The sequence below is a fragment of the Nocardia sp. 852002-51101_SCH5132738 genome, from assembly GCF_001665695.1.
Taxonomy (GTDB): Bacteria; Actinomycetota; Actinomycetes; order Mycobacteriales; family Mycobacteriaceae; genus Nocardia; species Nocardia nova.
Map to the genome: position 1 here is coordinate 80982 of NZ_LZML01000041.1, position 24563 is coordinate 105544.

23 protein-coding genes are annotated in these 24563 nt (G+C 68.7%); 12 read left to right on the plus strand and 11 right to left on the minus strand.

The window, feature by feature from the left end:
* The first annotated feature begins 33 nt into the window (after window positions 1–33).
* Window positions 34–789, plus strand: a complete 756-nt coding sequence (locus A5789_RS06455; protein WP_064901908.1) for an SDR family NAD(P)-dependent oxidoreductase — start codon at window positions 34–36, stop codon at window positions 787–789.
* A gap of 121 nt (window positions 790–910) precedes the next feature.
* The gene (gene cbiE, locus A5789_RS06460; RefSeq protein WP_082940499.1) at window positions 911–2206 is read left to right on the plus strand and encodes a precorrin-6y C5,15-methyltransferase (decarboxylating) subunit CbiE; all 1296 of its coding nucleotides are present in this window, start codon (window positions 911–913) and stop codon (window positions 2204–2206) included.
* 16 nt (window positions 2207–2222) lie between these two features.
* On the opposite strand, the gene A5789_RS06465 is transcribed toward cbiE, so the two are convergent.
* On the minus strand, window positions 2223–2810 hold the full coding sequence (locus A5789_RS06465; RefSeq protein WP_064901909.1) for a TetR/AcrR family transcriptional regulator: 588 nt from the start codon (window positions 2808–2810) through the stop codon (window positions 2223–2225).
* 119 nt (window positions 2811–2929) lie between these two features.
* Here A5789_RS06465 and A5789_RS06470 point away from each other — a divergent pair, with 119 nt between their 5' ends.
* Complete coding sequence (locus A5789_RS06470; protein ID WP_064901938.1) at window positions 2930–3889, plus strand: SDR family oxidoreductase; 960 nt, start codon at window positions 2930–2932, stop codon at window positions 3887–3889.
* Between the two features lie 37 nt (window positions 3890–3926).
* On the opposite strand, the gene A5789_RS06475 is transcribed toward A5789_RS06470, so the two are convergent.
* The gene (locus A5789_RS06475) at window positions 3927–4400 is read right to left on the minus strand and encodes an NUDIX hydrolase (RefSeq protein WP_063910817.1); all 474 of its coding nucleotides are present in this window, start codon (window positions 4398–4400) and stop codon (window positions 3927–3929) included.
* A gap of 325 nt (window positions 4401–4725) precedes the next feature.
* Between A5789_RS06475 and A5789_RS06480 the strand changes: the two genes are divergently transcribed.
* Entirely contained in the window at window positions 4726–6207 is a 1482-nt protein-coding gene (locus A5789_RS06480; protein WP_064901910.1) for an amidase, read from the plus strand.
* A 23-nt stretch (window positions 6208–6230) separates the two neighbouring features.
* On the opposite strand, the gene A5789_RS06485 is transcribed toward A5789_RS06480, so the two are convergent.
* Window positions 6231–7838: a carboxylesterase/lipase family protein gene (locus tag A5789_RS06485; RefSeq protein ID WP_064901911.1), complete on the minus strand. Its 1608-nt coding sequence runs from the start codon at window positions 7836–7838 to the stop codon at window positions 6231–6233.
* A gap of 224 nt (window positions 7839–8062) precedes the next feature.
* Between A5789_RS06485 and A5789_RS06490 the strand changes: the two genes are divergently transcribed.
* Window positions 8063–8548, plus strand: a complete 486-nt coding sequence (locus A5789_RS06490; RefSeq protein WP_197516560.1) for a MarR family winged helix-turn-helix transcriptional regulator — start codon at window positions 8063–8065, stop codon at window positions 8546–8548.
* A 172-nt stretch (window positions 8549–8720) separates the two neighbouring features.
* Window positions 8721–9785 carry an NAD(P)-dependent oxidoreductase gene (locus tag A5789_RS06495; protein WP_064901912.1) on the plus strand — a complete coding sequence of 355 codons (1065 nt, stop codon included), beginning with the start codon at window positions 8721–8723 and terminating at the stop codon, window positions 9783–9785.
* A gap of 9 nt (window positions 9786–9794) precedes the next feature.
* Here A5789_RS06495 and A5789_RS06500 read toward each other — a convergent pair whose 3' ends face one another.
* From A5789_RS06500 to A5789_RS36335, 3 genes are read right to left on the minus strand one after another with little or no spacing between them, the layout of a single operon-like run.
* Entirely contained in the window at window positions 9795–10871 is a 1077-nt protein-coding gene (locus tag A5789_RS06500; protein ID WP_082857128.1) for a sensor histidine kinase KdpD, read from the minus strand.
* The gene (locus A5789_RS36330; RefSeq protein ID WP_064901939.1) at window positions 10861–11550 is read right to left on the minus strand and encodes a response regulator transcription factor; all 690 of its coding nucleotides are present in this window, start codon (window positions 11548–11550) and stop codon (window positions 10861–10863) included. Before A5789_RS36330 ends, A5789_RS06500 begins: the two co-directional genes overlap by 11 nt.
* 5 nt (window positions 11551–11555) lie before the next feature.
* Window positions 11556–12962 carry a hypothetical protein gene (locus tag A5789_RS36335; RefSeq protein WP_369828757.1) on the minus strand — a complete coding sequence of 469 codons (1407 nt, stop codon included), beginning with the start codon at window positions 12960–12962 and terminating at the stop codon, window positions 11556–11558.
* A 113-nt stretch (window positions 12963–13075) separates the two neighbouring features.
* Here A5789_RS36335 and A5789_RS06515 point away from each other — a divergent pair, with 113 nt between their 5' ends.
* Together A5789_RS06515 and A5789_RS06520 are read left to right on the plus strand one after the other, a co-directional pair.
* A complete protein-coding gene (locus tag A5789_RS06515) occupies window positions 13076–13738 on the plus strand; it encodes a glycosyltransferase family 2 protein (RefSeq protein ID WP_227462922.1) in 663 nt (220 codons plus the stop codon).
* A complete protein-coding gene (locus A5789_RS06520) occupies window positions 13735–14406 on the plus strand; it encodes a DUF2064 domain-containing protein (protein ID WP_063015462.1) in 672 nt (223 codons plus the stop codon). Before A5789_RS06515 ends, A5789_RS06520 begins: the two co-directional genes overlap by 4 nt.
* A 19-nt stretch (window positions 14407–14425) precedes the next feature.
* Here the strand turns inward: A5789_RS06520 and A5789_RS06525 are convergent, their stop codons facing one another.
* Window positions 14426–15541, minus strand: a complete 1116-nt coding sequence (locus tag A5789_RS06525) for an aminotransferase class I/II-fold pyridoxal phosphate-dependent enzyme (protein WP_064901914.1) — start codon at window positions 15539–15541, stop codon at window positions 14426–14428.
* Window positions 15542–15794: 253 nt separating this feature from the next.
* Between A5789_RS06525 and A5789_RS06530 the strand changes: the two genes are divergently transcribed.
* Window positions 15795–16817 (plus strand): NADP-dependent oxidoreductase, encoded by a 1023-nt coding sequence (locus tag A5789_RS06530; protein ID WP_064901915.1) that lies wholly within the window; start codon window positions 15795–15797, stop codon window positions 16815–16817.
* Between the two features lie 132 nt (window positions 16818–16949).
* Here A5789_RS06530 and A5789_RS06535 read toward each other — a convergent pair whose 3' ends face one another.
* A complete protein-coding gene (locus tag A5789_RS06535; RefSeq protein ID WP_064901916.1) occupies window positions 16950–17351 on the minus strand; it encodes a hypothetical protein in 402 nt (133 codons plus the stop codon).
* 209 nt (window positions 17352–17560) lie between these two features.
* Window positions 17561–18526: an NADP-dependent oxidoreductase gene (locus tag A5789_RS06540; protein ID WP_227462923.1), complete on the minus strand. Its 966-nt coding sequence runs from the start codon at window positions 18524–18526 to the stop codon at window positions 17561–17563.
* A gap of 99 nt (window positions 18527–18625) precedes the next feature.
* Here A5789_RS06540 and A5789_RS06545 point away from each other — a divergent pair, with 99 nt between their 5' ends.
* Entirely contained in the window at window positions 18626–19207 is a 582-nt protein-coding gene (locus A5789_RS06545; RefSeq protein ID WP_064901917.1) for a TetR/AcrR family transcriptional regulator, read from the plus strand.
* A 297-nt stretch (window positions 19208–19504) separates the two neighbouring features.
* Here the strand turns inward: A5789_RS06545 and A5789_RS06550 are convergent, their stop codons facing one another.
* Entirely contained in the window at window positions 19505–20497 is a 993-nt protein-coding gene (locus A5789_RS06550) for a zinc-binding alcohol dehydrogenase family protein (protein WP_064901918.1), read from the minus strand.
* A 219-nt stretch (window positions 20498–20716) separates the two neighbouring features.
* Here A5789_RS06550 and A5789_RS06555 point away from each other — a divergent pair, with 219 nt between their 5' ends.
* Together A5789_RS06555 and A5789_RS06560 are read left to right on the plus strand one after the other, a co-directional pair.
* Complete coding sequence (locus tag A5789_RS06555; protein WP_064901919.1) at window positions 20717–22504, plus strand: IlvD/Edd family dehydratase; 1788 nt, start codon at window positions 20717–20719, stop codon at window positions 22502–22504.
* Window positions 22491–23516, plus strand: coding sequence for a C-terminal binding protein (locus A5789_RS06560; RefSeq protein WP_064901920.1), 1026 nt, complete (start codon window positions 22491–22493; stop codon window positions 23514–23516). The genes A5789_RS06555 and A5789_RS06560 overlap by 14 nt, the downstream gene beginning before the upstream one ends.
* 202 nt (window positions 23517–23718) lie before the next feature.
* Here A5789_RS06560 and A5789_RS06565 read toward each other — a convergent pair.
* On the minus strand, window positions 23719–24563 hold an 845-nt coding region (locus A5789_RS06565; protein ID WP_064927153.1), incomplete at its 5' end, for an IS630 family transposase.

A 24563-nucleotide genomic window follows, 5' to 3' on the forward strand; every position in this document is an offset into this window, starting at 1 on the left:
CTAGCAACCGGCGCCGATGGCAGACTATGCGCCATGGGTGTGCGTGAGGTCGACGACGGGGTGATCGTACTGTTCGGCGGGCGCAGCGAGATGGGACTCGAGGTCGTCCGCCGGATCTGCGCGGACCGCGAGGTCGTGCTCGCGGCGCGCCGCAGCGATCGGCTGGGGGAGGAGGCCGCGATGCTGCGCGCGGCGGGCGCCCGTGCGGTCCATCCGGTGGAGTTCGACGCCGACGAGCTGTCCGGCCATCAGCCGCTGCTGGAGAAACTGGCCGCCGACCACGGCCGTATCGGGGTGGCGATCCTGGCCTTCGGGGTACTGGGCGACCAGGCCCGCGCCGAACAGGATCCGGCCGCGGCGGTCGCGATACTGCACACCGACTTCGTCGCGCAGGTGAATCTGCTGACGGTGCTGGCGAATCTGCTGCGCGCCCAGGGCAGCGGGCAGCTGGTGGTGTTCAGTTCGGTCGCCGGGGTGCGGGTGCGGCGGGCCAACTACGTCTACGGATCGGGCAAGGCGGGGCTGGACGGATTCGCCTCGGGACTGTCGGACGCGTTGCACGGCAGTGGCGTTCACCTGTTGCTCGTCCGGCCGGGTTTCGTGATCGGGCGGATGACCGAGGGCATGAGCCCGGCGCCCCTGTCGAGTACACCGCAGCAGGTGGCCGACGCGGTGGTCACCGCCTTGCACCGGCGCGCGGGCGAAGTCTGGGTACCGCGCACATTGCGATTCGCCTTCGCTGTGGCCCGATGGGTACCGCGGGCCGTCTGGCGCCGGATGCCCCGCTGATGCGCGAGCTCACCCGCAGCGCGGCAGAACCGCTGCGCCACAAGCACGACAGGGCGGTTGCCCGCGTGCGCGGCAGAGGGCGGCGGGTCGGGCCAGTGCCGCGACGGCGTGCGGTGACGATATGACAGGCGAAAAACACACTCTCGCAACGGGAGACACGCAGAACGCACCGGAGAACGATCGCCTCATCGCGGTGGTGGGCATCGGCGCCGACGGCTGGCCGGGGTTGAGCCCGCGCGTGCGTGACGAGATCGCCGCGGCCCAGGTGCTTTTCGGATCGCGCCGCCAGCTGGATCTGATCCCCGCCGACGCGAGCATCGCGCAGCGCCGGGCCTGGCCGACACCGCTGCTGCCCGCGTTGCCGGAACTGCTGGCCGCGCATCGCGGTTCGCGTATCTGCGTACTCGCCAGCGGTGATCCGATGTTCTACGGCATCGGCGTCACGCTGGCGAACCTGCTCGGCCCGCAAGCGATCCGAGTCTACCCGCAGCCGTCCTCGGCCACGCTGGCCTGTGCGCGACTGGGCTGGGCGAGTGCGCACACACCGGTGGTGAGCATCGTCGGCCGCCCCCTGGAGACGGTTCTGCCGGCTCTCGCCGACGGCCGGCGCTTGCTGGTGCTCAGCGCCGACGAACATGCTCCGGCGCAAGTGGCGGAACTGTTGCGGTGCAACGGTTTTGGTGAATCGCGATTGACCGTGCTGGAGCAGCTCGGTGGTCCCGCCGAGCGGATCGTCGCCGCCACGGCGGCGCAGTGGTCGCGGCCGCCCGGGGACCCGCTGAACATCGTCGCCGTCGAGGCGGTCCGTGATCCGGCCGCACCCCGGCTCACCCGGCTTCCGGGACTGCCCGATGCCTCCTACGGCGGCGACGGACAGCTGACGAAGGCGGAGGTCCGCACCCTGTCGATCGCCGCGCTCGCCCCCGCGCCCGGCGAATTGCTCTGGGATGTGGGCGGCGGGTCGGGCACCATCGCGATCGAATGGTGCCGAACCCATCCCGACTGCCGCGCAATCACATTCGAGCGCAGTGCCGCGCGGCGCGACCAGATCGCCGCCAATGCCGCGGCGCTCGGAGTGCCCGCGATCGTCGTGCGCGGCGAGGCGCCCGCCGATCTGCCCGCGGCCGGTGATCCGGCGCCGGACGCGATTTTCCTCGGCGGCGGCCTCACTCAGGACGGACTGTTCGCGACATGCTGGGACCGGCTGCGGCCAGGGGGACGGCTGGTCGCCAACGCCGTGACCGCGGAATCCGAGGCGCTGCTGCTGCGCTGGGCCGCGACACACGGCGGTGAACTGCGGAAATTCCAGATCTACCGTGGTGAGCCGCTCGGCGGATTCACGGCCTGGCGCCCGCACCTACCGGTCGCGCAGTGGATCGCAGTCAAGCCGGCCGATCGGTCCGTATCGCCTGAATAGCGAAGCGCGGCGCTGGTCAGTATACGGAGCCTGCCCGTATCGGTGCGTCGGCGCAGAGGCTGCGCAGATCGTGGAAGGCGCGGCAGAGATGCGCGTCCAGACCGTCGGCGGGGTCGTCGATCCAGGCGTGAACCGCGTATTGATAAGCGGCCCAGCCGGTTCGGGCGGCCAGGTCGGCCGGACCGGCGTCGATGCCACGGTGTCGCAGAGCCTCCGCCACGGCCTCGGTGAGCCACGCGTGTTTGGCCAGCTCGCGCTCGCGCAGCGCCGGGGTCGCCCCGATGACTTTCCATCGGGGATCGGAGAACGGGCGGTTGCGTTCCAGATTCCGGGCGGATTTCCGGAATGCGCACAGCAGTACCTCGAACGGGCTCAGGCCCTGAGGTGCTTCGGCGATCGCCTGCATCAGAGTGGTCCGCAGGTCGGCTTCGCCGTCGAAGAGCACCTCACGTTTGTCGGGGAAGTGCCGGAAGAAGGTGCGCTCGTTGACCCCGGCCCGCGCGGCGATCTCTGCCGCTGCGGTCTGGTCGAATCCTCGTTCCCGGTACAGCTCGAGGGCTGCCTGCTGCAGGCGGCGACGCACCTCTGCTCCGCTTCGTGGCATGTTCCGAGCCTACCGCGATGTGTCAGTGACTGGCGTCACGTTGCGTCAGTGACTGGCGCTACGCGTAGAGTCAGTCACTGGCGTTAATGCCAGTGAATGGCATAAAAATGGAGGGTTCCATGCATGTCTTCGTCACCGGGGGCTCCGGTCAGACCGGGCCCGCAGTCGTCACCGAACTCATCGCGGCCGGCCACACCGTGACCGGCCTGGCGCGCTCGAAGGCCGCCGCGGACCGGCTCGAATCATTGGGTGCCACACCGCATCCGGGCTCCCTGGACGACCTCGACAGTCTGCGGAGCGGCGCGGCAGCCGCCGACGGCGTCTTGCACATGGCTTACGGGGGCTACTACGCAGATCCGGATGACCTCATTCGCCGCGACTGCGGCGCGATCGAAGCACTCGGGCAGGCGCTGGCCGGCTCCGGCAAGCCCCTTGTCAGCACCTCGGGCACTCTGGTGACCAGGGCCGGGCGGGTCAGCACCGAGCAGGAGGCGCCGGACCCCGATTCGGTCGCCGCATTCCGCATTGCGGGCGAGCAGACCTGTTTGAGCTTTGCCGAGTGCGGGCTGCGGGCCGTCGTGGTACGACTCGCGCCGACCGTGCACGGCCCCGGCGACTACGGGTTCATTCCGGCTCTCGTCGCGGCTGCGCGCAGGTCAGGAGTCTCGGCCTACATCGGCGAGGGCGCCAATCGGTGGCCGGCGGTCCACCGCGCCGACGCCGCGGTCTTGTTCCGGTTGGCCCTCGAGAAGGCTCCCGCCGGCAGCGTGCTCCACGGCGTCGGCGAAAGCGCTGTCACGATCAGAAGTGTGGCGGAGCAGATCGCGCACATGCTCGACATCCCCACCGCTTCCCTGACGCTCGACCAGGCCGCCGCGCATCTCGGAAACCCCTTCCTGGCCCGATTCTTCTCCCTCGACGTCCCGGTCTCCAGCGACCACACCCGAGCGCTGCTGGGGTGGAAGCCTCACCACGAGACATTGCTCGACGACCTGCGGACCGGGGACTATTTCACCCCGGAGGCGAGCATCCGGGCCGAGCGTGTGTGGCTGCCGCACGGTGCGCACGAGCACAGCTGACCCGTCTGTGTGAACCGGGGAGACGGCGAGGCCATCCTCATCCCAAGGTTTCCGACAAGGGGGTTCGAGCCTCGGCGAGTTTGCGGTAGTCCTCGAGGATGCGGCGAATGGAGGGAGTCACGCGCAGGTCGCTGCCCAGTGGCGCCCAGGTGTAGGCACTGTGCACGGACAGGCGGATGGGGTACGTGGCGGCCACGTCGACGGCGAAGTGCAGGCGGCGGACCGGTTTTCCGCCGGGCGAGAGATAGTCGAAAGAACCTACGTGGCAACGGATTCGGGTGACGTTCAGCCCGGTCTCGGTGGCGACGCCGCGGGCCACGGCCGCGTCCAGCGGTTCGCCGGGTTCGACGGTGGTGCCGGGAAGTTTGAGGGTGGCCTTGATGGGGCCGCTGTCGTCACGTTCCAGCAGCAGAACCTCCCCGCCGCGATCGATGATCGTGCCGATTCGTAGTGCGACACCGTCCTTTTCCGCGCTTTCGTACAGTTCGTCGAGCATGGATGTAGAGATCATCCGACTCACCAACCCTCGATCGGTGCACCACACGGGCAGTACAAGACGACCCATTATTACGGTAGACCGGAAGCAATGCGCGAAGGGCGGATTCGGTCGCCTTGGTGCGTCACGGCCGAACCGTTCGCGTGGTCGGTGCCTTCGGCGCGCTCGGGTTCCCGTCCGAGGGCCACGGGGCGGTCTCGACCGGGGGCAAGCCGTTCGGAAGGACGGATTCGATGAACCATCGGTATTGCTCCGGGCGTGGGTCCCTCGTCGTAGAGTTCGAGAGGACGCTGGAACTCGCGCGCGTGGTGTGACCGGTCGAGCGAAAACAGGAGCGCAGGTGAATTTCGAGGAGTACCGCCGACACGACGCCACCGGTCTCGCGGAACTGGTCGCGAAGAAGGAGGTCACGGCCGCCGAACTGCTGGCATCAGCCCGGGAACGCGCCGCCGAGGTGAACCCGCGGATCAACGCGATCATCGCCGACGTCCCGTGCTCGGCCGACGCGGAGCGCACGGGAGCCTTCGCCGGTGTCCCGTTCCTCATCAAGGATCTCGGAATGGATTACGCCGGGCTCCCGTCCTCGCAGGGATCGCGGTCGTTGCGCACGACTGCGGCGACCGAGCACGCGACGATCGTTCAGCGGTGGCTCGACGCCGGCCTGATGATCTTCGGCAAGACGAACATGCCCGAGTTCGGCGCCAAGGCGATCACCGAGCCCGAGCTCTGGGGACCGACCCGAAATCCGTGGGACCTGTCGCGAACGCCGGGTGGGTCGTCGGGCGGTTCCGCGGCGGCGGTCGCGGCGGGCATCGTTCCCGCCGCCGGTGCGAACGACGGCGGCGGTTCGATCCGGATTCCGGCCGGTTGCTGCGGGCTCGTGGGTCTGAAACCGGGACGCGGGGTGACCCCCATGGGGCCGGCGACCGGAGAACTCATGCACGGTGCCGCTGTTCAAGGGGTCGTCACACGCTCGGTCCGCGACACCGCCGGGATGCTCGATGTCATCGCCGGCGGAGAATCGTGGGGTCCGTTTCAGCCGGCGGTGGCCGGGCCCTACCGCGACGCGGTAGGCCAGGATCCCGGCCGGCTCCGGATCGGCGTGCGGATCCCGACAGCCATTACGCCCGAACCCGACCCCGAGGCCTACGCGGCGGTCGAGGCGGCAACGCGAGTACTGACCGAGCTGGGTCACCAGGTGGAAATCCTGGAAGAGGCACCGTTCGACGACGCTGCCCTGGCCGGTGAGTTCTTGCTCACCTGGTTCGTCTACATCGCCTACGAGGTCGCCGACGCGCGCCGCATCTCCGGCTGCGGCAACGAGGGGTTCGAACGCGACACCCTGGTCATGGCGGCGTTGGGCAATGCGACCCGAGGCCCGGAGTACGTCGCCGCCGTCGAGGCCCGGCACGGCCATGCGCGTCGACTGACCGAGTACTTCCGGGCCCACGATCTGCTGCTGACGCCCACGATGGCCACCCCGCCGCCCAAGATCGGGGAGTTCGAATTGCCGAAGTCGCTCCAACGCGTGACCGACGCGATTCTCAAGACCCGTACCGCCGGCCTGCTCAAGCACACCTCGATCGTCGACGACTTGATCAACAGTAATCTCGGCTGGGTGCCCTACACCCAGCTCGCCAATATCACCGGCAGACCAGCGATCTCCCTGCCGCTGCACTGGACCGCCGATGGACTTCCCCTGGGGGTCCAACTCGTGGCCCCATTGGGCGGAGAATCGACACTGATCAAGATCGCCGCCCAGGTCGAGCAGGCGGCGCCGTGGTTCGACAAAGTCGCCGAACGGAGCCGGCTCCAGAGCTGAAACCGGCGCGCAGCGGTCGCCTGCTATCCGATGTGATCGATACCGGCCCACAGGTCGCAGTGGTGCTGTGCGGCGAAGGTGCCGGCGGGTCCGATGCGGTCGCTGCCGAGCTCGAGGGTGGTGTCGGCGGCGGCATGGGGCCACGGGGTCAGGGCCGGTGTTTCGGGATTTCCGGTGTGGGCGAATTGCGCCCAGCTGTCCTGAATATCGCGCGAAAGCCGGTCGGCCGCGGGCGGCAACGGAATGGGCAGGCCCATGAGCGAGGAGAAGACGTAGGGGACCTCGGCGCCGTGGAACGCGCCCGGCAGTAGCGGATTGGGTGGCAGGGGTGCGTCGTTGAACTGGTACCGCCACACCTGCGCGCCGCCGCGGCGGGCGGTCTCGGCGGTGAATTGTGCCGGGCAGGCGAAGAATCCGTCGGTGAGCACGCGTTCCTTGGCGGCCGCGGGCGTGGGATACGCCGAGATCGGGTAGCGCTGGAGTACGCGATCGGCGCTATCGCCGAACAGTTCTCGGGTCCACTGCGTGTAATCGGTTGCCGAGGGCGTGGTTCCGTGTCCGTAGTCGAGCAGTGCGATGAAGGTCGCGCCCTCGTCGGCATTGCTGCCCACAATCAGTGGGATGTCACGCGCCGCGCCGCCCGCCAGGGCGTTCTCGGGCGTGTCGGTCACCACGACCCCGTCGCGGATGGGTGTCCACGTGACGGCCATGGTGTTCAGTTGCGTGGTCGGAGAGTCGAGGAGCCGATCGACGGGCAATGTGCGCAGGCAGGCCAACCGGGTGGCGGGGTCGGCGCAGCCCAGGCTGGATGCGTAGTCGCCGGATCGCTGATAGGCAACCTGCGGGGTGGGTGGTGCGAGCGGACTTCGTGCGCACGAACCGCTTTCGACGATGGCTTTGGCGTAGAGGCCGCGCGCTGTCGGGGAGGCGAGTTGGGTGCAGACGCTCATGCCGCCGGCGGATTCACCGAACAGCGTGACGTTGCCGGGATCTCCGCCGAAGGCTGTCGCATTGTCGTGAATCCAGCGCAGCGCGGCCTGCTGATCGAGGGTGCCGTATGTCCCTGTCGCGCCGCCATTTTCGGCGGCCAGTTCGGGCAGGGCCAGAAAGCCGAAGGGCCCGACGCGATAGTTCGGGACCGCCACGATGACCTGTCCGTCGCGGACCAGGCGGGCGGGGGAGTCGTATTGGGCATTGGATCCGAGGACGAACGCGCCGCCGTAGAGCCACACCATCACCGGCAGCGCGGTGCCGGCGGGGTGTTCGGGCACGTAGAGGTCGATACTGAGGCAGTCTTCGCTCGACGGCTGCAACACCACTCCGGGCACGGGAGACGACTGCGGGCATTGCGGTCCGTGGGCGACCGCCGGGCGGACACCCGGCCACGGCGGTGCGGGCTGCGGTGGCGCGAACCGGGCGGCTTGCGCGAACGGCACCCCGAGATATCGAACGACACCATCGGCGCGTACGCCGCGAATCTGCCCGCCGGTGACACCGACAACCGGCTCCGAACCGGCGTCCGGTGCGGCGTGGGCGGTCGGTGTCACCACCGCCATCGCTACCGCGGCGACGCTGATCAGTATCGAGGACAGCCACCGCGCTCGGGTGCGAGGGGCAGTGCGGATCGGCATGTGAAGCTCCCTGACTCCATTTAATTTTGCAGCAAAAGTACTGTAGGCGGGCGTCTTCGCCGCGCGCACCGTTTTCGTGAAAGCCAGGGTTGTCGCGCACGTATGCGTTTTCGGTTGCGCGGCAGTGATATTCGAAGATACTTTCAATGCAAAACCAAGTATGTCGCGTCCCCCACTTATCCTTTCCGCCGGGTCCGTACCGGCCGTGCGGGCAGAATATGGGGGTGGAAACCTCGGCCTCACCAACGGATCCGGTCTCGCGGGTGCCGGTGGACGCCCAACTCAGCGCGTTGCTCGGACCGCTGCGCCGGGCGGTCCTGCGTCGCACGCGAGCCGCCGAGGATCTGCCGGATCTCCCCGAAGCGCAGATCGAACTGCTCCGGCTCCTGGTGGCGACGGGCGGAGTCGCGCCGAGCCGGGCGGCCGCCGAATTGAACGTGGCACAGTCCACCATCAGCAATCTGCTGCGCACCATGACCGCGGACGACCTCGTCGAGCGGCTGCCGACACCGGGGGACGGGCGTGGGGCGATGCTCGTCGCGTCGGCGCGGGCGCGCGAGCTGCTGGATCGGTACGACCGCGCGAGCGCGGCGATGCTGCGCGAAACGCTGGCCCGGCTCTCCGCCGCCGATCGCCGGGCGGTGGAATCGGCGGTCCCCGCATTGCGGCGGCTGCTCGCGGAGCTCAGCGGTCAGCCGGGGTCACGGTGACGGTGTCGCCGCCCGGAGATTTCGTCGGAAGGCGCGTTCGATGAGGCCGCCCCATCCGCACGGCTGCGGGCGCGGATTCGCGATGGCCGAGAGTCGCTTCGAATTGTGACGGTTTGCTTACCGGTGGCGCCGCGTCCCCGCATCGCGCCGCGACCGTGGCCAGAATCTCGGTATGCGGATTCTGCTGACCGGAGCGGCCGGGTTTATCGGATCTCATGTGTGGCGCGCGTTGACCGATTCGGGGCACGAGGTGGTGGCGGTCGATGCGATGCTCAGTGCGGCGCACGGCGTCGAGGCCCGGCCGCCGGACGGGCTGCATCGCGTCGACGTCCGCGACCAGGACGCGCTCGACCGTGTGCTGCCGGGAATCGATGTGGTGTGCCATCAGGCCGCGGTGGTGGGTGCGGGGGTGACCGTTCAGGATGCGCCCGCCTACGCCAGTCACAACGATCTGGGAACGGCGGTACTGCTGGCAGCGATGGATCGGGCCGGTTGCCGCAGGCTGGTGCTGGCATCGTCGATGGTGGTGTACGGCGAAGGGCGTTATCGCACAGCCGATTCCGTGGCGGTGACGCCGTTGCCACGTCGGCGCGCAGACCTCGAGCGCGGTGTATTCGACCATCGCCACCCCGACACCGGTGCGCCACTGCACTGGGCGCCGGTGCCGGAGGATGCGGCGCTGGACCCGCGCAGCCTGTATGCCGCCAGCAAACTCGCGCAGGAGAACTATGCCGCGGCGTGGGCCACGGCCACCGGCTCGACGGTGACCGCACTGCGCTATCACAACGTCTACGGATCCGAGATGCCCAGGGATACACCGTATTCCGGTGTGGCCGCGATCTTCCGCTCGGCGCTCGAGGCGGGGGCGGCGCCGCGCGTATTCGAGGACGGCGCCCAGATGCGCGACTTCGTGCACGTGACCGATATCGCCGACGCCAACCGGCGGGCCGTGGAACAGCCGTTGGACCGGTTCACGGCGCTGAATATCGCATCGGGACATCCGATCAGCATCGGCGCGGTGGCCGCGATCCTCGCCCGTGCCCAGGGCGGCCCCGAGCCGGTGGTGACCGGCGAGTTCCGGCCGGGCGATGTGCGGCATATCGTCGCGGGACCGGATCGGGCCCGCGAACTGCTGGGCTTCACCGCGGCGATCGATCCCACGCAGGGGCTCACCGACTTCGCCACCGCTCCGTTGCGGGCCGCCGCCGGTGCGGGGGCGCCGCAGTGGCGGCACTGACGGCGACGCTCAGGACGACGAGATCGACAACCCGCGCTCGTGAGCGGGCGGCGACACCGCGGCACGGCCGGCACCACCGAGCAGTGGCAGCCGAATGTCGAAGCGAGCGCCTCGTTCCCGGTTCGACGCGCTGATTTCGCCGTGGTGGACCGACACCAGACCGGCGGCGATCGCCAGGCCCATACCGCTACCTCCGCCCTCGGCCGCGGGCGAGCGCGCGGCGGTGCCGCGATATCCGGCCTCGAAAATGCGGGGGAGATCCGCCTCGGCGATGCCGGGACCGGTGTCGTCGATGCGCACCCAGGCGCCGGCGTGTGCGACCCCGGCCGAGATGTCGATACATCCGCCCGGCGGGGTGTGCGCGATCGCATTGGCCACGAGGTTGGTCAGCACCCGGGTCAGCGCCTGGTCGCTGCCGGCCACGGTGATCGCCGAATCCGGTTGCCGGGCAGACAGTTTCACTCCCGCACGCCCGGCGGCCGGCTCGGTGGCGGCGACCACCTCGTCGATGAGTTCGCGCAGATCCAGTGGTTCCAGGTGCAGGCGCAGGGCTCCGGCGTTGATCTTCGACATCTCGAACAGGTCGTCGACCATGCCCGACAATCGCGTGGTCTCACGCACCACCTGCCTGCCGTAGCGCTCGACATCTCCGGTCTGCGCGACCACGCCGTCGGCGAGCGCCTCGCCCATCGCCCGGATCCCGGCCAGCGGCGTGCGCAGATCGTGGCTGACCCACGCCACCAGTTCGCGCCGCGACGCCTCGGCGGCGCGCTCCTGATCGAGCATCTGTTTCTCCCAGACCAGCTGCCGTGCCTGCGCCCGGCCCAAGACGACCGCCGCGGGCACGGTCACCGCCGTGACCACGACGAGGACCACCGACATCTTGGCCAGCGCGTCGCTGAACATCAGACCGCTGACGGCGATGAAACCGCTGAGGGTGGCCAGCGTCGGGATCAACACCAGAATCACCATCGACAGCCCGAGGGCCCGATTGCGAAAGGCGCGCAGCAGCACCGCTCCGAGCGCGACGACCGGCACCGACCCGGCCAGTGCCCATCCGACCAGTCCCGCAACATCATTCGGCACGATCGACTCCTGTCCCGATACCCCAGGCGTAGCCCCGCCCCCACACCGTCTCGATCCGGTGGGTATCGCCGAGTTTGGCACGCAGGCGTTTGACGTGCACCGTCACCGTCGACTGGTCGCCGAAATCCCAGCCCCACACCTGCGCGAGCAGCTCCGTCCGGCTGAACACGCGCCGCTGATTGGCCAGCAGGAAAGACAACAGGTCGAATTCGCGTGCCGTCAGCGATACCGGCCGACCGGCGATGTCCACCGTCCGGGCCGCCGGCCGCAGGCGGATCTCGCCGCTGCGCAGCACACCGGTCGTCGGTGCCGGTCCGTGGGTGCGGCGCAGCACCGAGGCCACCCGCAGCGCCAGCTCGCGCGGACTGAACGGCTTGGTCAGGTAGTCGTCGGCGCCCGCTGTCAGTCCGAGCACGCGATCCTCCTCCTCGCCGAGGGCGGTGAGCATGATGATCGGTGTCTCGGGACGCTCGCCCTCGCGCACCGACCGGCACAACTCGATGCCGTCGGGCGCGGGCATCATCACGTCGAGAACGGCCAGATCGATGTCACCGCCGTCGAGGGCGCGTTCCGCCTGTACGCCGTCGGCGGCTTCGGTGACCTCCATGCCGTCGCGTTCGAGGTAGCGGCGGACCACCTCACGCACGACGGGATCGTCATCGGCGATCAAAATGCGCACCGCGCTCACCAATTCGTGAGAACGAGGTGGGCGAGCACCAGGGTGCCGACGGCCTGGACGGTCAGCCAGGCGCGCGCGGTGTGCGCCGGCAGGAAGGCGGTTCCGCCGATCACCCAGATGTCGAACGGCAGCCAGATCCGCTCGGTCTCGGCCTTGCTCAGGCCGCTGAGATCGGCGAGCAGAAGACCGGTCAGCGCGGCCAGAGCCAGCAGCGCCGCCGGGTCCGCGCGGGCACGCCAGCGCGCGAGCGCCGCCGCGGGGGCGGCGCGGATCTGCGTGGGTGCGGGAAGGTGCAGCGCACCCGGAAGCCGATGCAGCGCAGCGGCAGACGCCAATCCGATCGCACACACCGTCGCCGCCAGATTTCCCCAGATCCAGTAGGACGCGGGACGCGTCGTCGCGATGCCCTGGTAGTAGCGCTGCACCACCAGGTGATAACCCTCCAGCCACCAGAAGCCCGACAGCGTGAAGGCGGCGACGACCGCCAGCGCGCCCAGCACCGCGGGCCACACCGCTCGCACACCGCGCAGCAGTGCCACCGCCGCGGCCGGGACGGCCATCAGAACCAGTCCGTAGTTGAGATAGATGCCGAATCCGAACAGCACCCCGGAGACGACCAGGATCAGCGGACGTGGCCGCGCGCCGCCGAGTCCTACCGCGAGCGCGGCCACCGCCCAGGCGACCACTCCGGCGAAGAACGCGTCCGCCGAGACCGCCAGCCAGATCGCCGCGGGCGCGAGGGCGAGATACGGTGCGGCCGCCCGCGCCCTGCTTTCCGCGCCCAACGCCCGCATCGCCACGAGCACGGCCATCGACGCGCTGCAGCCGACCACCACGCACAGCGTGGAAGCCCATGCGCCGCCGCCCAACCCGATCCGGTCCATCCAGACGAACACCAGCAGTGCGCCCGGCGGGTGACCGGACACGTGCGTGGTCCACGAATCGGGTTGAAAGTCCAGGATGCGGGCGGAGAATCCGCGCAGCATCGCCGGAATGTCGTGCACTCCGCCGACCTCGTGCAGATACTCGTGCATCGTCGTGAGCCGACCGGCGAATCCGCGCTGCCACCCGTCGACCATGGCCAGGGAGAACGCCCACGCCAGTGCGGTCACCCAGGTGGCCGGCAGCAGCCGTCGCCAGGTGAGCGTGGCGGCGAGCCGGGGGCCGTAGAGCACCACGGCGAAGGCGATCACGATCGCGGGGCCCGTACCCCAGCCGATATGTGGAAGCCAGGAGCCGAAGATCGGCGCCGCCGCGGCGTAGAGCGATTCGCGATAGTGCGGTGTGCTGATCCTCGGCACGAGGAAGGCGGCCGCCACCAGGATCGTCGCTGCTGCCGCGCAGGCGACATCGGCGCGCACGCCCGATACTCGCCGTGTCTGCGATGCGGTGCTGCTGCGGGTATCGCTCACCCGTTCACCGTAGGTCCCGTCGGTGCGACGCGGCGCGCACGCGATCGTGCCGTCATACTTTCGTCACCTGTGTCACCAGCTGTTTTTCGTCCGATCGGCCTTACGGTCGACACGTGACCCCAGTCGAAGCCAGTGGAGAGCTGACCGTGGTGATTCCCTGCCGGAACGAGGCCGACGCGCTACCGGGCGTCCTGGCGGCGGTCCCGACGGAGTATCGGGTGGTCGTCGTGGACAACGGTTCGACCGATGACACCGCCGCGGTGGCGCGTGCCGCGGGCGCGACGGTGGTCGTCGAATCCGTCCCGGGCTACGGCAGCGCGGTCCAAGCCGGGATCGCGGCCGCCACAACCGAACTGGTGGCGGTGCTCGACGGTGACGGTTCGATGGCGCCCGACGAATTACCGCTGCTGGTGGCCGAATTGGGCCCCGACGTGACCATGGTGGCCGGGCGCCGCCGCCCGGTCCGCGGCGCCTGGCCGTGGCATGCGCGCCTGGGCAATTGGCTGCTGGCGCACTGGTTGCGGCGCCATTACGGGCTGCCCGTGCACGATCTGGCCGCGATGCGCGTGATCCGCCGCTCCGAGCTGGTGGCACTGGGCCCGCTGCATCCCCGGTCGGGATATCCGCTGGCCCTGCTGGCCGGCGCGGCGCGGGCCGGGTGGAAGGTGGTCGAACGTGATGTCACCTATCGGCCGCGCACCCACGGTGTGTCGAAAGTGTCCGGTTCGGTAATCGGGACGGTACGTGCCGCCCGCGACTTCTGGAGTGTGCGATGACTGTTCTGCCATTGACGCTGCTGGTGGTGGCGAAGGCGCCGGTCGCCGGATTCGCCAAGACCCGGCTGACCCCGCCGCTGGCTCCGGCCGAGGCGGCGGATCTGGCCGCCGCCGCGCTCCTGGACACCCTGGCCGCGGCGCGCGACTGCGGCGCGGCGCGAGGCGTGGTCGCGTGGACCGGCGATCTGGAGCGAGCCTGCCGCGCACGCGAAATAGGTTCGGCCCTGCGCGATTTCGATGTGGTCCCGCAGCGCGGCGACGGTTTCGGTGTGCGCCTGGCGAATGCGCACGCCGACGCGGCGCGATTCGGGCTGCCCGTTCTGCAGATCGGGATGGACACCCCGCAGGCAGGGCCGGCGCTGCTGGCCGAATGCGGGGCTCGGCTGCTGGCCGGCCCGGATGCGGTGCTGGGGCCGGCGGCCGACGGCGGCTGGTGGGCGCTGGGGCTGTGTGACGTGCGCCCGGCACGAGTCCTCGCGGAGGTGCCGATGTCCACCGATCGAACCGGTGCGCTCACTCGGGAGGCATTGCTGCGCAACGGCTGTCGCGTCGATATGCTGCGGGAACTCCACGATGTCGATCTGTACTCCGATATCGCCGAGGTCGCAGCGGGCTGCCAGGGCCTGTTCGCGGCGGCGGCCGGATCGGTGACGGCTCCGCACGCATGAGCGCCGAGCGCGGCCGAGGTCACCCGCCGTATACGGCATGGACCTCTTCGCACGCGGTGATGATTCGCCCGATCTGCTCGGCGGTGAGGGCGGCGTGCAGCGACAGCCGGATCAGCGACCTGCCCGCAGGGGTGGCGGGCGGACAGAACGGCGCGCCGAGGACACCGTGTGCTTCCAGGATCGCGCGCACCGCGCGACCGTCGGCTTCGGTTCCGGCGGGAACGGCGATGATGTGGCTGTCGACTCCCGCCATCTCGAAACCTGTGCGGGCGAGCGCTTTTCGGACGGTATGGGCGATCTCGCGCAGCCGGGCGCGGCGTCCGTCCTCGGCTCGGATCACCTCCAGGGTCGCGGACAGCCCGGCGATGTCGTGGGATCGCAGGCCCGAGGAGAAGATCGCAGGGTAGGACACCGAATCGAAATAGGGTGCGAACTCGGGGTCGAGCGCGGTCACCAGCCCGGCCCGGCCGACGAACGCCTTGGCCAGGCTGGCGGTGCGAAACGGCACGCGCCGGGTGAGCCCGAGCGCGACCACGGCACCCGCACCGTGCGGGCCGACGACGCCCAGCGAGTGCGATTCGTCGACCACGAGCAGAGAACCGGTCTCGTCGGCCACGTCGCACAGTGCCGCCAGGGGGCTGGGTGTGCCGGTGGTGTTGTCGATCGCGTCGACAGCGATGATGCCGGGGCCGTGGGCGCGGATCTGCGCCGCCAGCCGGGCGGGGTCGTTGTCCCCGAAGGTGTGCAGCGGCGCGGCCGCGGCCAGGGCCGCCTGTCGCCAGGACATGTGTGTGTTCTCCCCGACATGTATCGGAATGCCGGGCGCCGCAATGGCTTGCAACAACCCGATATTGGCCGCCCAGCCGGATTGGCACACCACCGCCGTAGCGCTGTATGTGTAGTCGGCCAGGCGACGCGCCAGAGGACCGGGTTCGGGCTCGATCGGGGTGAGCAGCGCCTCGCTCATGGCGGCTGTGATCCGCCTGTCGCCGGACAGCGCCAGATAGTCGCTCGTCGACAGTCCGATGTCGGTGGCGGCGGTGCCGGGGCCACGAAGAAACATCCGGGCTTCTCGCATCTGCGCCGCGTGGCCGCGGCCGATATGTTGCTGCACGCGTTCGGCGACTGTTGCCACCTCGGTCTCCTCGGTAGGTCGCGCTCGTCGGTGTGATTCGCCATGCCTGGTCGGTGCCCGCCGCCACAGCCTGATGAGCGGGCGCCCCGAAGATCATCGCGCACTCGGAGGGTGAGGTGCCCCGCGATGCGATGACGAAACAATGACGTCATGATCTCGTCTCGTCGGGACGGGGTAGTAGTCGAACCCGTGCCTGCCGGTCGCGGCGGAAAATGGTTCGAAGGTTGTGATGTGTGTGATTTAGCATCGCCCGGTGGCGGATACGGTGAACCGGCAGTGGATTCTGCGGAGGCGGCCCGAAGGGGAGTTGCGGGAGGGTGATTTCGAGCTCGGAAGCGCTCCGATTCCGGTGCCGGGGCCTGGGGAGGCCTTGGTCAGGGTGCATCGACTGGGTATCGATCCCACTCAGCGTGGATGGCTCAACGATTCGGACAACTACATCGATGCGGTCCCGGTCGGCATGGTGATGCGGGGGAGCGGGGTAGGGCAGGTGGTGCGCTCGAACACCGTGAGCTATCCGGAGGGCAGCTGGGTCGCCGGTATGGTCGGCTGGCAGGATTACGTCGTCGCGTCCGACGGGGGTTTGTTCGGGCTGAACGTGGTGCCCGACGGTGTCGCCCCGACGCTGATGCTGAGCCTGTTCGGAGCGCCCGGCTTGACCGCGTACTTCGGTATGACGGATATCGGCCGGCCCGAGCCGGGCCGGACGGTGCTGGTGTCGGCTGCGGCCGGTGTGACCGGATCGATTGCGGGACAGATAGCGAAAGCCTTGGGCTGCACTGTCATCGGCATCGCAGGCGGTCCGGCCAAATGCACCTGGATCACCGACCGGGCGGGCCTGCATGCCGCCATCGATTACAAGAACGACGACGTCTCGGCCGGTTTGTCCCGCCTGGCCCCGGACGGTGTCGACGTCTTCTTCGACGGCGTCGGCGGCCGCGTTCTCGAGCATGGTCTGGCGCACCTGGCGCACGGCGCTCGTGTCGTTCTGGCCGGTGCGATCTCTTCCGGGTACAGCGGCGCGGACCCGCAGTACGGGCCGCGGAACTACATGCAGCTGGCCATGCGCCGGGCACGCATGGAAGGGTTCATCTTCCTCGACTATCTCGACCGCTTTCCCGAGGCGTTCGCGGCGCTGCGCGACTGGCACGACCGGGGCGAACTCACCATCGCCGAAACCGTGAGTATCGGCTTGGAATCCGCTCCCGGTGCACTGCGCGCTGTCTTCGAGGGCGGCAATCTCGGTAAGCAGTTGGTCGACATCGTGGAGTCCTGACCTATCGATCGCCGAGGATCGCGAGGCCGCTCCGGAAGGTGGGCCTACGTCAGGCCACAGATTGTTCGAAGACCGTCGGGCCGAGACACATCCGCGCGATGGAACTCGGCCCGACGACGGTGCGTGCAGTCTCTACGCGGTGTGCATGGCCGCATTGATCTTGCGGATCATTTCGGAGGTCACGGGGCTGGGGCGGCCGTGAGCCGCAGCGGCCTCGAGCGCCATTTCGACGGTGGTGCGGAAGTCGTCGGCCCGGGCGGGATCCTGCTGGGCAAGCACCGTCACCGCGGTGGTCAGCGCGGGCAGTACCTGGTCGGCGAGTTCGGCGACGGACTTTCCGCGCAACGTGATGTCCTTGGACTTCGCAGCCAGCAGATGTCCGACGGGACCGGTCGCCGACATCAGCGCCACCGAGCCCGCGGTGGCGGCCTTGTGGGGCTTGTCGGAAGTAGCGGCGAGCAGAGAGACCGCGCCGTAGGCGGCGGTGCGCACGGTGAGCTGGTCCTGCTTGGTCGCAACGAGGACGGTGGACATGGCGTACTCCTTCGAAAGATGTTGTGGCGGTTGCCCTACCGGTCTCGGTGGGGCTCGGCCTGTTCGATGGACTTACTTTGTCCGGTGCCGCTGACAGGGCCCTGATGCCGTTCTGACACCGGACAGGTGGGCTGTACGCGCCGCTGACCGAAGGGGCCTGAATCGCATCGTCCAGGGCACGGTGGTCCGAGCCGCGGCCGGCACTGGATCTAGAGGTCGATGACGACCTTGCCCCGCACATGCCCTCCGGCTTGCAGTTCGGCCGCGCGGCGGATCTGCTCGATGGGGAAGCTCGCCGCGATCGGCACCCGGAGTTGTCCGGCCGCGACCGAGCGGGCCAACTCGTCCACCGCACCGGGTGCGGCGGTGGCGCCGTTGGCCGACGTTACGCCGTCGACTTGTGTGGCGATGAGGCTGATTCGGCTGTCGGGGACGCCGAGATCCCTTGCGGCGTCCACTGTTTCGGTCCCGTGCAGGTCGAGGGCGGCGGTGACACCGCCGGGGGCGAGGGCGCGGACCCGGTCGGCCAGGCCGTCGCCGTAGATGACCGGCTCGGCTCCGAGATCACGCAGGAAATCGGCCGATGTCGCCGATCCCGTCCCGATCACACGCGCTCCCGCCAGCCGGGCCAGTTGGACAGCGAACACGCCGACTCCGCCTCCCGCACCGCCGATCAGCACCGTGTCTCCCGGGCCGGGATTGACCACGGCGAGAGCCGCCGATGCCGTGCGGCCGGCGATCACAAGGGTGGCGGCGGTGCGATCGTCGACCTCGTCCGGGGTGCGATAGGCCTCGTTCGCCGCGATCGCTCCGCCCGCGTCGACCACCACGAAGTCGGCGACCGCGCGGGAGAGGGCAGCCCCGAACACCCGTTCGCCGGGCGCGAAGCCGCTCACCCCCTCGCCGACCTGGTCGACCACTCCCGCGTAATCGGTCCCGAATCCCGCCGGAAGGCTCAAACCGAACCGGGCGGCAGTGTCGGCGTCGACGATCATCTTCCAATCCATCGGGTTCAGGCCGGCCGCGGTGACCCGCACGCGAACCTGCCCCGGACCGGCCGACGGAGCCGGAATCTCACGGACTTCCAGACCTTCGGGGCCGCCGAACGACTCGAGCCGGACCGCCCTGCCCGTCAGCCGTCGATCGCTGTGTTCGTGCATGTATGCCTCTGTCATCGGGCCGAGGGAAGGTCTCGTCCGGACCGAAGAACGCACTGAAACGGACTATGCTCCGCTTACATGAACGACCGTAGCATAAACGGAGCGTGATCCGCTTTGAGTGAATCGGAGACGCGCGCGCCCCGCGCGGACGCAACCCGTAACCGTGACCAGTTGCTCGCGGTGGCGACCCGCATGTTCGCCTCGGGTGAGTCCGACGCGTCGCTCCGTGCGATCGCGCGCGAGGCCGGCGTCGGCATCGGCACGCTCTACCGGCACTTCCCGACCCGCGAGTCGCTGGTCGACGCGGTCTACCGGGGTCAGGTCGTGCGGCTGACGACCGGAGCCCGCGAACTGCTCGGCCAACTGCCCCCGGCCGCGGCGATGCGGCAATGGATGGACTTGTTCGGCGACTGGATCGCGACCAAGAACGGGATGCTCGACACGCTGGTGGCGATGATCGAGGCGGGCGAGATCGCCCACGCCCAAACCCGAACCGAGCTCTTGGCGGCCATCACCATGATCCTCGACGCCGGCCACGCGGCGGGCGACCTTCGTTCCGACGCCACCGCCGAAGACATCGCCGCCATGCTCGTCGGAATCTTCACCGTCACCCCGAGGCCCACCCATGAAGCCATGGCGAGCCGGCTACTGAACCTCCTGATGGACGGCCTCCGACCCGCCGCCCAGCCGGCCTGAGCCCGGCCTGGGACGGTCGACCGGCCAACCAATCCCGCGTGACCGAGCGCAGGACCGACGGCACCGTCGCGCAAGCGGAAGGTCAACCCGCCCAGACTGTTTCGCGTCGCCCCGCCCGCGTGCGACGCGGCGTGACTTCGAGTTCCGTGCGAATATGAACCCGCGCCGTGCTGCCCGGCCCGCTCGATCCGCCGGCTGACGAGCTGATCAGGCGACGACGTAGCGGATTGCGCTCTCGCACAATCGTTTTCCTGCGCGCCATATCCGAGCCGGCACGGCGTTGACTCCGCTGTGCGCCTAGTTCGACACCGAACCGATGCTGGCGACGTATTTGCCCACACCCTGGCCGGACGCCAGCAGGTCGTGTCCGGCAATCACCTCGTCCAGCGACGCCAGTTCGGTGACCGGGAGCGACAGTGTGCCCTCGGCGAGGTAGTCCAGCACCCGGCGGGTAGCGGCGGCGACCTTCGCCGGCGCACCGGCGACGAGGCCGCGGTGGCTGAAACCGGTCAGGGTGAGGTTGCCGCCAAGCAGGCGACCGAAGGGCGGGAGCGGGGCGGGTGCGCCGCCACCTGCGTTGCCGAACAAGACAATTCGGCCGGTGGGGCGGGTGACCTCGAGATCCAGATCCAGATCCAGTGCCTCGGTGCCGAGCGGGTCGAGCACGAGGTCCACTCCGCGGCCATCGGTCGCCGCGCGGATCTCCTCGGCCAGGCCTTCACCGCGGACGAGGACGGTGTCGTAGCCGGGCACCGACCTGCCGGCGCGGCTCACTGTCCCCAGGAGGCGGCCACCACCGAGCAGCGGCACCAGCTGTGCCACCGCGCCGCCGATACCGCCGGCGGCGGAGTGCACCAGAACCGTGTCCCCAGCGGTGAAGCGGCCGGCCTCGGTGAGCAGCAGCAGTGCGGTCGCCAGGCCGAGTGGGGTGGCGGCGGCCGAGCTCAACGGGACGGCGTCCGGTACCGGCACGGTGAGTTCCGCTCGCGCCGTGGCGATCTCGGCGAAACCTCCGCCGCCGAGCGCTACGGCCGCGACCCGATCACCGACGGCCGGTCCGGTGACCTCGGCACCCACTTCGCGCACAGTGCCCGCGATTTCCAATCCGGGGCGGTAGGGCCACGACGAGGCGTAGCCCGCATCGCCTCGGCGAGCCATCACGTCCATGAAGTTCACGCCCGCGTAGGCAACGTCGATGGTCACCTCGCCCGCTGCGGGTCGCGGCGGGTCCACCTCGCGGATCTCCGACTTCTCCGCACCGCCGGGGGCGGTCATCACCAGGGCTCGCATCGTCACTCCCAACACTTCACTGCCGTCGATCGATGGAGATCAACTACACAACGCGGAGGCACATTCCTGGCGACCGAGCCGCCGAGCGCGACCACCGACGCCACGATGATTGTCCATTCCCGCGGAGAGCAGGCCTTCCCGCCGGTAGAGACTTCGGTCCAACTCGCCGCCGCTCCGACCTGCTACACGAAAAGCCCTGCGTAAGACATGCTCTTATCTATGTCGCAGACGAAGCACACCGTCGGGGAGCTACGCAGTCAGGCATGGTGGGACAACTCGGGAAACCGGGAGATGACGGCTCTCTATCTCGAGCGGTTCCTGAATTTCGGTCTCACCCGGGCAGAGCTTCAGTCGGGCCGGCCGATCATCGGAATCGCTCAGACGGGTAATGATCTGGTTCCCTGCAATCGGCACCATCTCGCCCTCGCCGACCGGATCAAGGCGGGCGTCCGCGATGGCGGCGGCATTCCGTTCGAATTCCCCGTTCATCCGTTGCAGGAGACGGGAAAGCGTCCCACCGCGGCGCTGGATCGGAACCTGGCGTATCTCGGACTGGTCGAGGTGCTCTACGGATATCCACTCGACGGAGTGGTTCTGACGACGGGCTGCGACAAGACCACGCCCGCCTGTCTGAGCGCCGCGGCGACGGTCAATATCCCGGCGATCGTCCTGTCCGGAGGGCCTATGCTCAATGGCTATCATCGCGGCATGCGGACCGGGTCGGGTCAGGTGATCTGGCAGTCGAAGCGGCTGTTGGCCGGCGGGCAGATCGACTACGACGAATATCTGACGCGAGTGACCGCCTCCGCGCCCAGCATCGGCCATTGCAACACCATGGGCACCGCACTGTCGATGAACAGTTTGGCCGAGGCGCTGGGAATGTCGTTGCCCGGCTGCGCGGCGATACCGGCTCCCTACAACGAGCGGGCGCAGATGGCCTACGCCACCGGCCTTCGGGCTGTCACGTTGGTCCGAGAGGATCTGACTCCCCGCAAGATCATGACCCTGCGGGCCTTCGAGAACGCGATCGTTGTCGCATCGGCCATCGCGGCCTCGACCAACGCGCCCATCCACATCAACGCGATTGCCCGTCATGTCGGTGTGGAGTTGTCCAACCGGGACTGGCAGCGCGTCGGACGCGACATTCCCGTGCTGGTGAATCTGGCTCCCGCAGGGGAGTTCCTCGGCGAGGACTTCTACCGCGCCGGCGGTGTCCCGGCAGTCATGCGGTCGCTGCTGGATGCGGGACACCTGCATGGGGACGCCGTAACCGTCTCGGGGCGAACCGTGGCGGAGAACCTGGAGGACGTCCCGCCCGCCGACCCGGCGGTCATTCGCCCACTCGACGACCCGGTCACCGCAAACGGCGGACTACTCGTCATGGCCGGGAACCTGTTCGACTCGGCGATCATGAAGACATCGGTCCTCACCGACAACTTCCGGGCCCGCGGTTCGCACCCCGACGATCCGTCGGCGTTCGACTTTCGCGCCCTCGTGTTCGACGGGCCGGAGGACTACCACGCTCGCATCGAAGACCCGGAGCTGGGCATCGACCGGGACTGCATCCTTGTCATCCGCTATACCGGCCCCGTCGGATATCCGGGCTCGGGCGAGGTCGTGAACATGGAGCTTCCCGCCGCGGTGATCCAACGGGGCATCACCGCGCTGCCCACCCTCGGAGACGGTCGCCAGAGCGGCACATCGGACGCGCCGTCCATCCTCAACGCCAGCCCCGAGGCCGCGGTCGGCGGGAATCTCGCCATCCTGCGCACCGGTGATCGGATCCGTGTCGATCTGGACAACGCGCGGGTCGACGTCCTCCTGTCGGAGGAGGAGATCACCGCGCGGTGGGCCGACTACACACCACCGGAACTGGAAAACCAGACACCGTGGCAGGAGATCTACCGGGCCACGGTCGGCCAACTGGACAGCGGCGGCTGCCTCGAGCTTGCCGTGGCGTACCAGGACCTCGTCCACACCAAGGGGATTCCTCGTGACTCACACTGACTCCGGCGAAACGATCCTGATCGCCGACTTCGACTTCGGCGATGTGGATATCGAACGCGCAATCATCGAGGGGGCCGGTCTGCGGCTGGTTGCCGCGCAGTGCAAGAGCGAGGACGAGGTGATCGAGGCGGGCCGCGAGGCCGGCGGCGTCCTGACCCAGTACGCGCGGGTCGGATCGCGCGCGATCAGCGCGATGACCCGGTGCCGGGTGATCGCCCGCTACGGCACCGGAGTGGACATCGTCGATGTCGACGCCGCGACCCGCCACGGAATACAGGTCACGAACGCGCCGAACGAATGGTGTGCCGAAGAGGTCGCCGATCATGCCGTCGCGCTGTGGCTCGCGTCCGCCCGCAAGATCTGCCGGTACGACCGGGCGACCCGGCAGGGCGAATGGCATTGGAAGACCGGGGAGCCCATCCACAGATTGCGGGGTCAGGTGCTGGGCCTGCTGTCCTTCGGGGCGATCGCACGGCTCATCGCCGAACGCGCGAAAGCCTTCGGCGTAGAGGTCTGGGCATACGACCCCTTCGCCGACCAGTCCGAGATCCGAGCAGCTCAGGTCCGGCCGATGTCGTTCGACGACCTCGTGGCAGGTGCCGACTACGTCATCGTCCAAACGCCGCTCACTCCGCAGACCCACCACACCTTCGACCGTGCGACGCTTCGCAGGATGAAATCGACTGCCATCCTTGTGAATACAGCACGCGGACCGATCGTGGAGGACGCGGCGCTGCATCAGGCGCTCACCGAAGGATGGATCGCCGGCGCGGCACTGGACGACCTCGAGGAGGAGCCCGCGAAACAGCGCGAATGGCGCCCGACCAACCCCCTCCTCGAACTACCCAACATCATCGTCACACCCCACGCCGCCTACTACTCCGAGGAAGCTGTCAGAACGGTGCGGGCCATCGCCGCGGAAGAGGCCGTCCGGGTTCTGACCGGGAAACCGGCGCGATACCCGGTCAACGACCTACCGCCCGGCGCCGGGCGGAACGAAGTTCGGAGCTGACAAGGCCGACGGACTGCCGAACCGAAAGGCTCTCACACAGAGGGTATTTCAGCATCAACTTGCCGGAGTCGCGGTCGACGGCCGTACGTTCACAGTCCCACTCGAACAGTCCGGGTCAGTCCGCGCTCGGCGTCGGAATCGGCGTACGGGCGTTGATGGCCTCGGCTATTTCGGCCGCTTCGGCGAGAGCAGTCGGTTGCCGCTAGTGTTCTGCGCCTGAAATCCGTTGCAGATATCGTGCGAGGGAGTCGAGGATCTCTTCGGCGGTCTTGCGCCAGACGAAGGGGCGTGGGTTGGTGTTCCACTGGTCGACCCAGTTGCGGACGTCTTTCTCCAGTGCCGCAACGCTTTTGTGGACGCCGCGACGCAGAAGTTGTTGAGTGAGGAAGGCGAACCAGCGTTCGACCTGGTTGAGCCATGACGATCCGGTCGGGGTGAAATGCACGTGGAACCGCGGATGTGCGGCGAGCCATTGCTGGACCAGCGGGGTCTTGTGGGTGGCGTAGTTGTCACACACCACGTGCACATCCAGTTCGGCCGGCACGGCCTTGTCGATACTGGTCAGGAATTTCTTGAACTCGGTGGCCCGGTGTCGGCGGTGCAGTTCGCCGATCACGGTGCCGTCGGCGATGTTGAACGCGGCGAACAGGCTGGTGGTGCCGTGGCGGGCGTAATCGTGGGTGCGACGCTCGGGCATGCCCGGCATCATCGGCAGCACCGGCTGTGACCGGTCCAAGGCTTGGATTTGCGACTTCTCGTCTACACACAACACGACCGCCCGTTCGGGCGGATTGTGGTACAGGCCAACAACATCCACGACCTTCTCCACGAACAGAGGGTCGGTGGAGATCTTGAAACCATCACTCAGATGCGGTCTCAGCTCGAACCGCCGCCAGATCCGCCCGACCGTCGATTTCGACAGTCCCGTCCGCTGCGCCATCGACGACCGAGACCAGTGCGTGGCATCGGACGGGGCCTGCTCCAAGGTCATCTCCACCACCTGCTGCACCTGATCCAGCAGAATCGACGGCGGCCGGCCCGGCCGCG

What these genes read in the sequence shown, in the direction of transcription:
- A5789_RS06485 (WP_064901911.1), bottom strand. Translation starts at nt 7,838, where the DNA reads ATGCCGATCCGCACTGCCCCTCGCACCCGAGCGCGGTGGCTGTCCTCG.
- A5789_RS06465 (WP_064901909.1), bottom strand. Translation starts at nt 2,810, where the DNA reads ATGCCACGAAGCGGAGCAGAGGTGCGTCGCCGCCTGCAGCAGGCAGCC.
- A5789_RS06475 (WP_063910817.1), bottom strand. Translation starts at nt 4,400, where the DNA reads ATGATCTCTACATCCATGCTCGACGAACTGTACGAAAGCGCGGAAAAG.
- A5789_RS06555 (WP_064901919.1), top strand. Translation starts at nt 20,717, where the DNA reads ATGTCGCAGACGAAGCACACCGTCGGGGAGCTACGCAGTCAGGCATGG.
- A5789_RS06540 (WP_227462923.1), bottom strand. Translation starts at nt 18,526, where the DNA reads ATGACAGAGGCATACATGCACGAACACAGCGATCGACGGCTGACGGGC.
- A5789_RS06455 (WP_064901908.1), top strand. Translation starts at nt 34, where the DNA reads ATGGGTGTGCGTGAGGTCGACGACGGGGTGATCGTACTGTTCGGCGGG.
- A5789_RS06535 (WP_064901916.1), bottom strand. Translation starts at nt 17,351, where the DNA reads ATGTCCACCGTCCTCGTTGCGACCAAGCAGGACCAGCTCACCGTGCGC.
- cbiE (WP_082940499.1), top strand. Translation starts at nt 911, where the DNA reads ATGACAGGCGAAAAACACACTCTCGCAACGGGAGACACGCAGAACGCA.
- A5789_RS06550 (WP_064901918.1), bottom strand. Translation starts at nt 20,497, where the DNA reads ATGCGAGCCCTGGTGATGACCGCCCCCGGCGGTGCGGAGAAGTCGGAG.
- A5789_RS06520 (WP_063015462.1), top strand. Translation starts at nt 13,735, where the DNA reads ATGACTGTTCTGCCATTGACGCTGCTGGTGGTGGCGAAGGCGCCGGTC.
- A5789_RS06470 (WP_064901938.1), top strand. Translation starts at nt 2,930, where the DNA reads ATGCATGTCTTCGTCACCGGGGGCTCCGGTCAGACCGGGCCCGCAGTC.
- A5789_RS06495 (WP_064901912.1), top strand. Translation starts at nt 8,721, where the DNA reads ATGCGGATTCTGCTGACCGGAGCGGCCGGGTTTATCGGATCTCATGTG.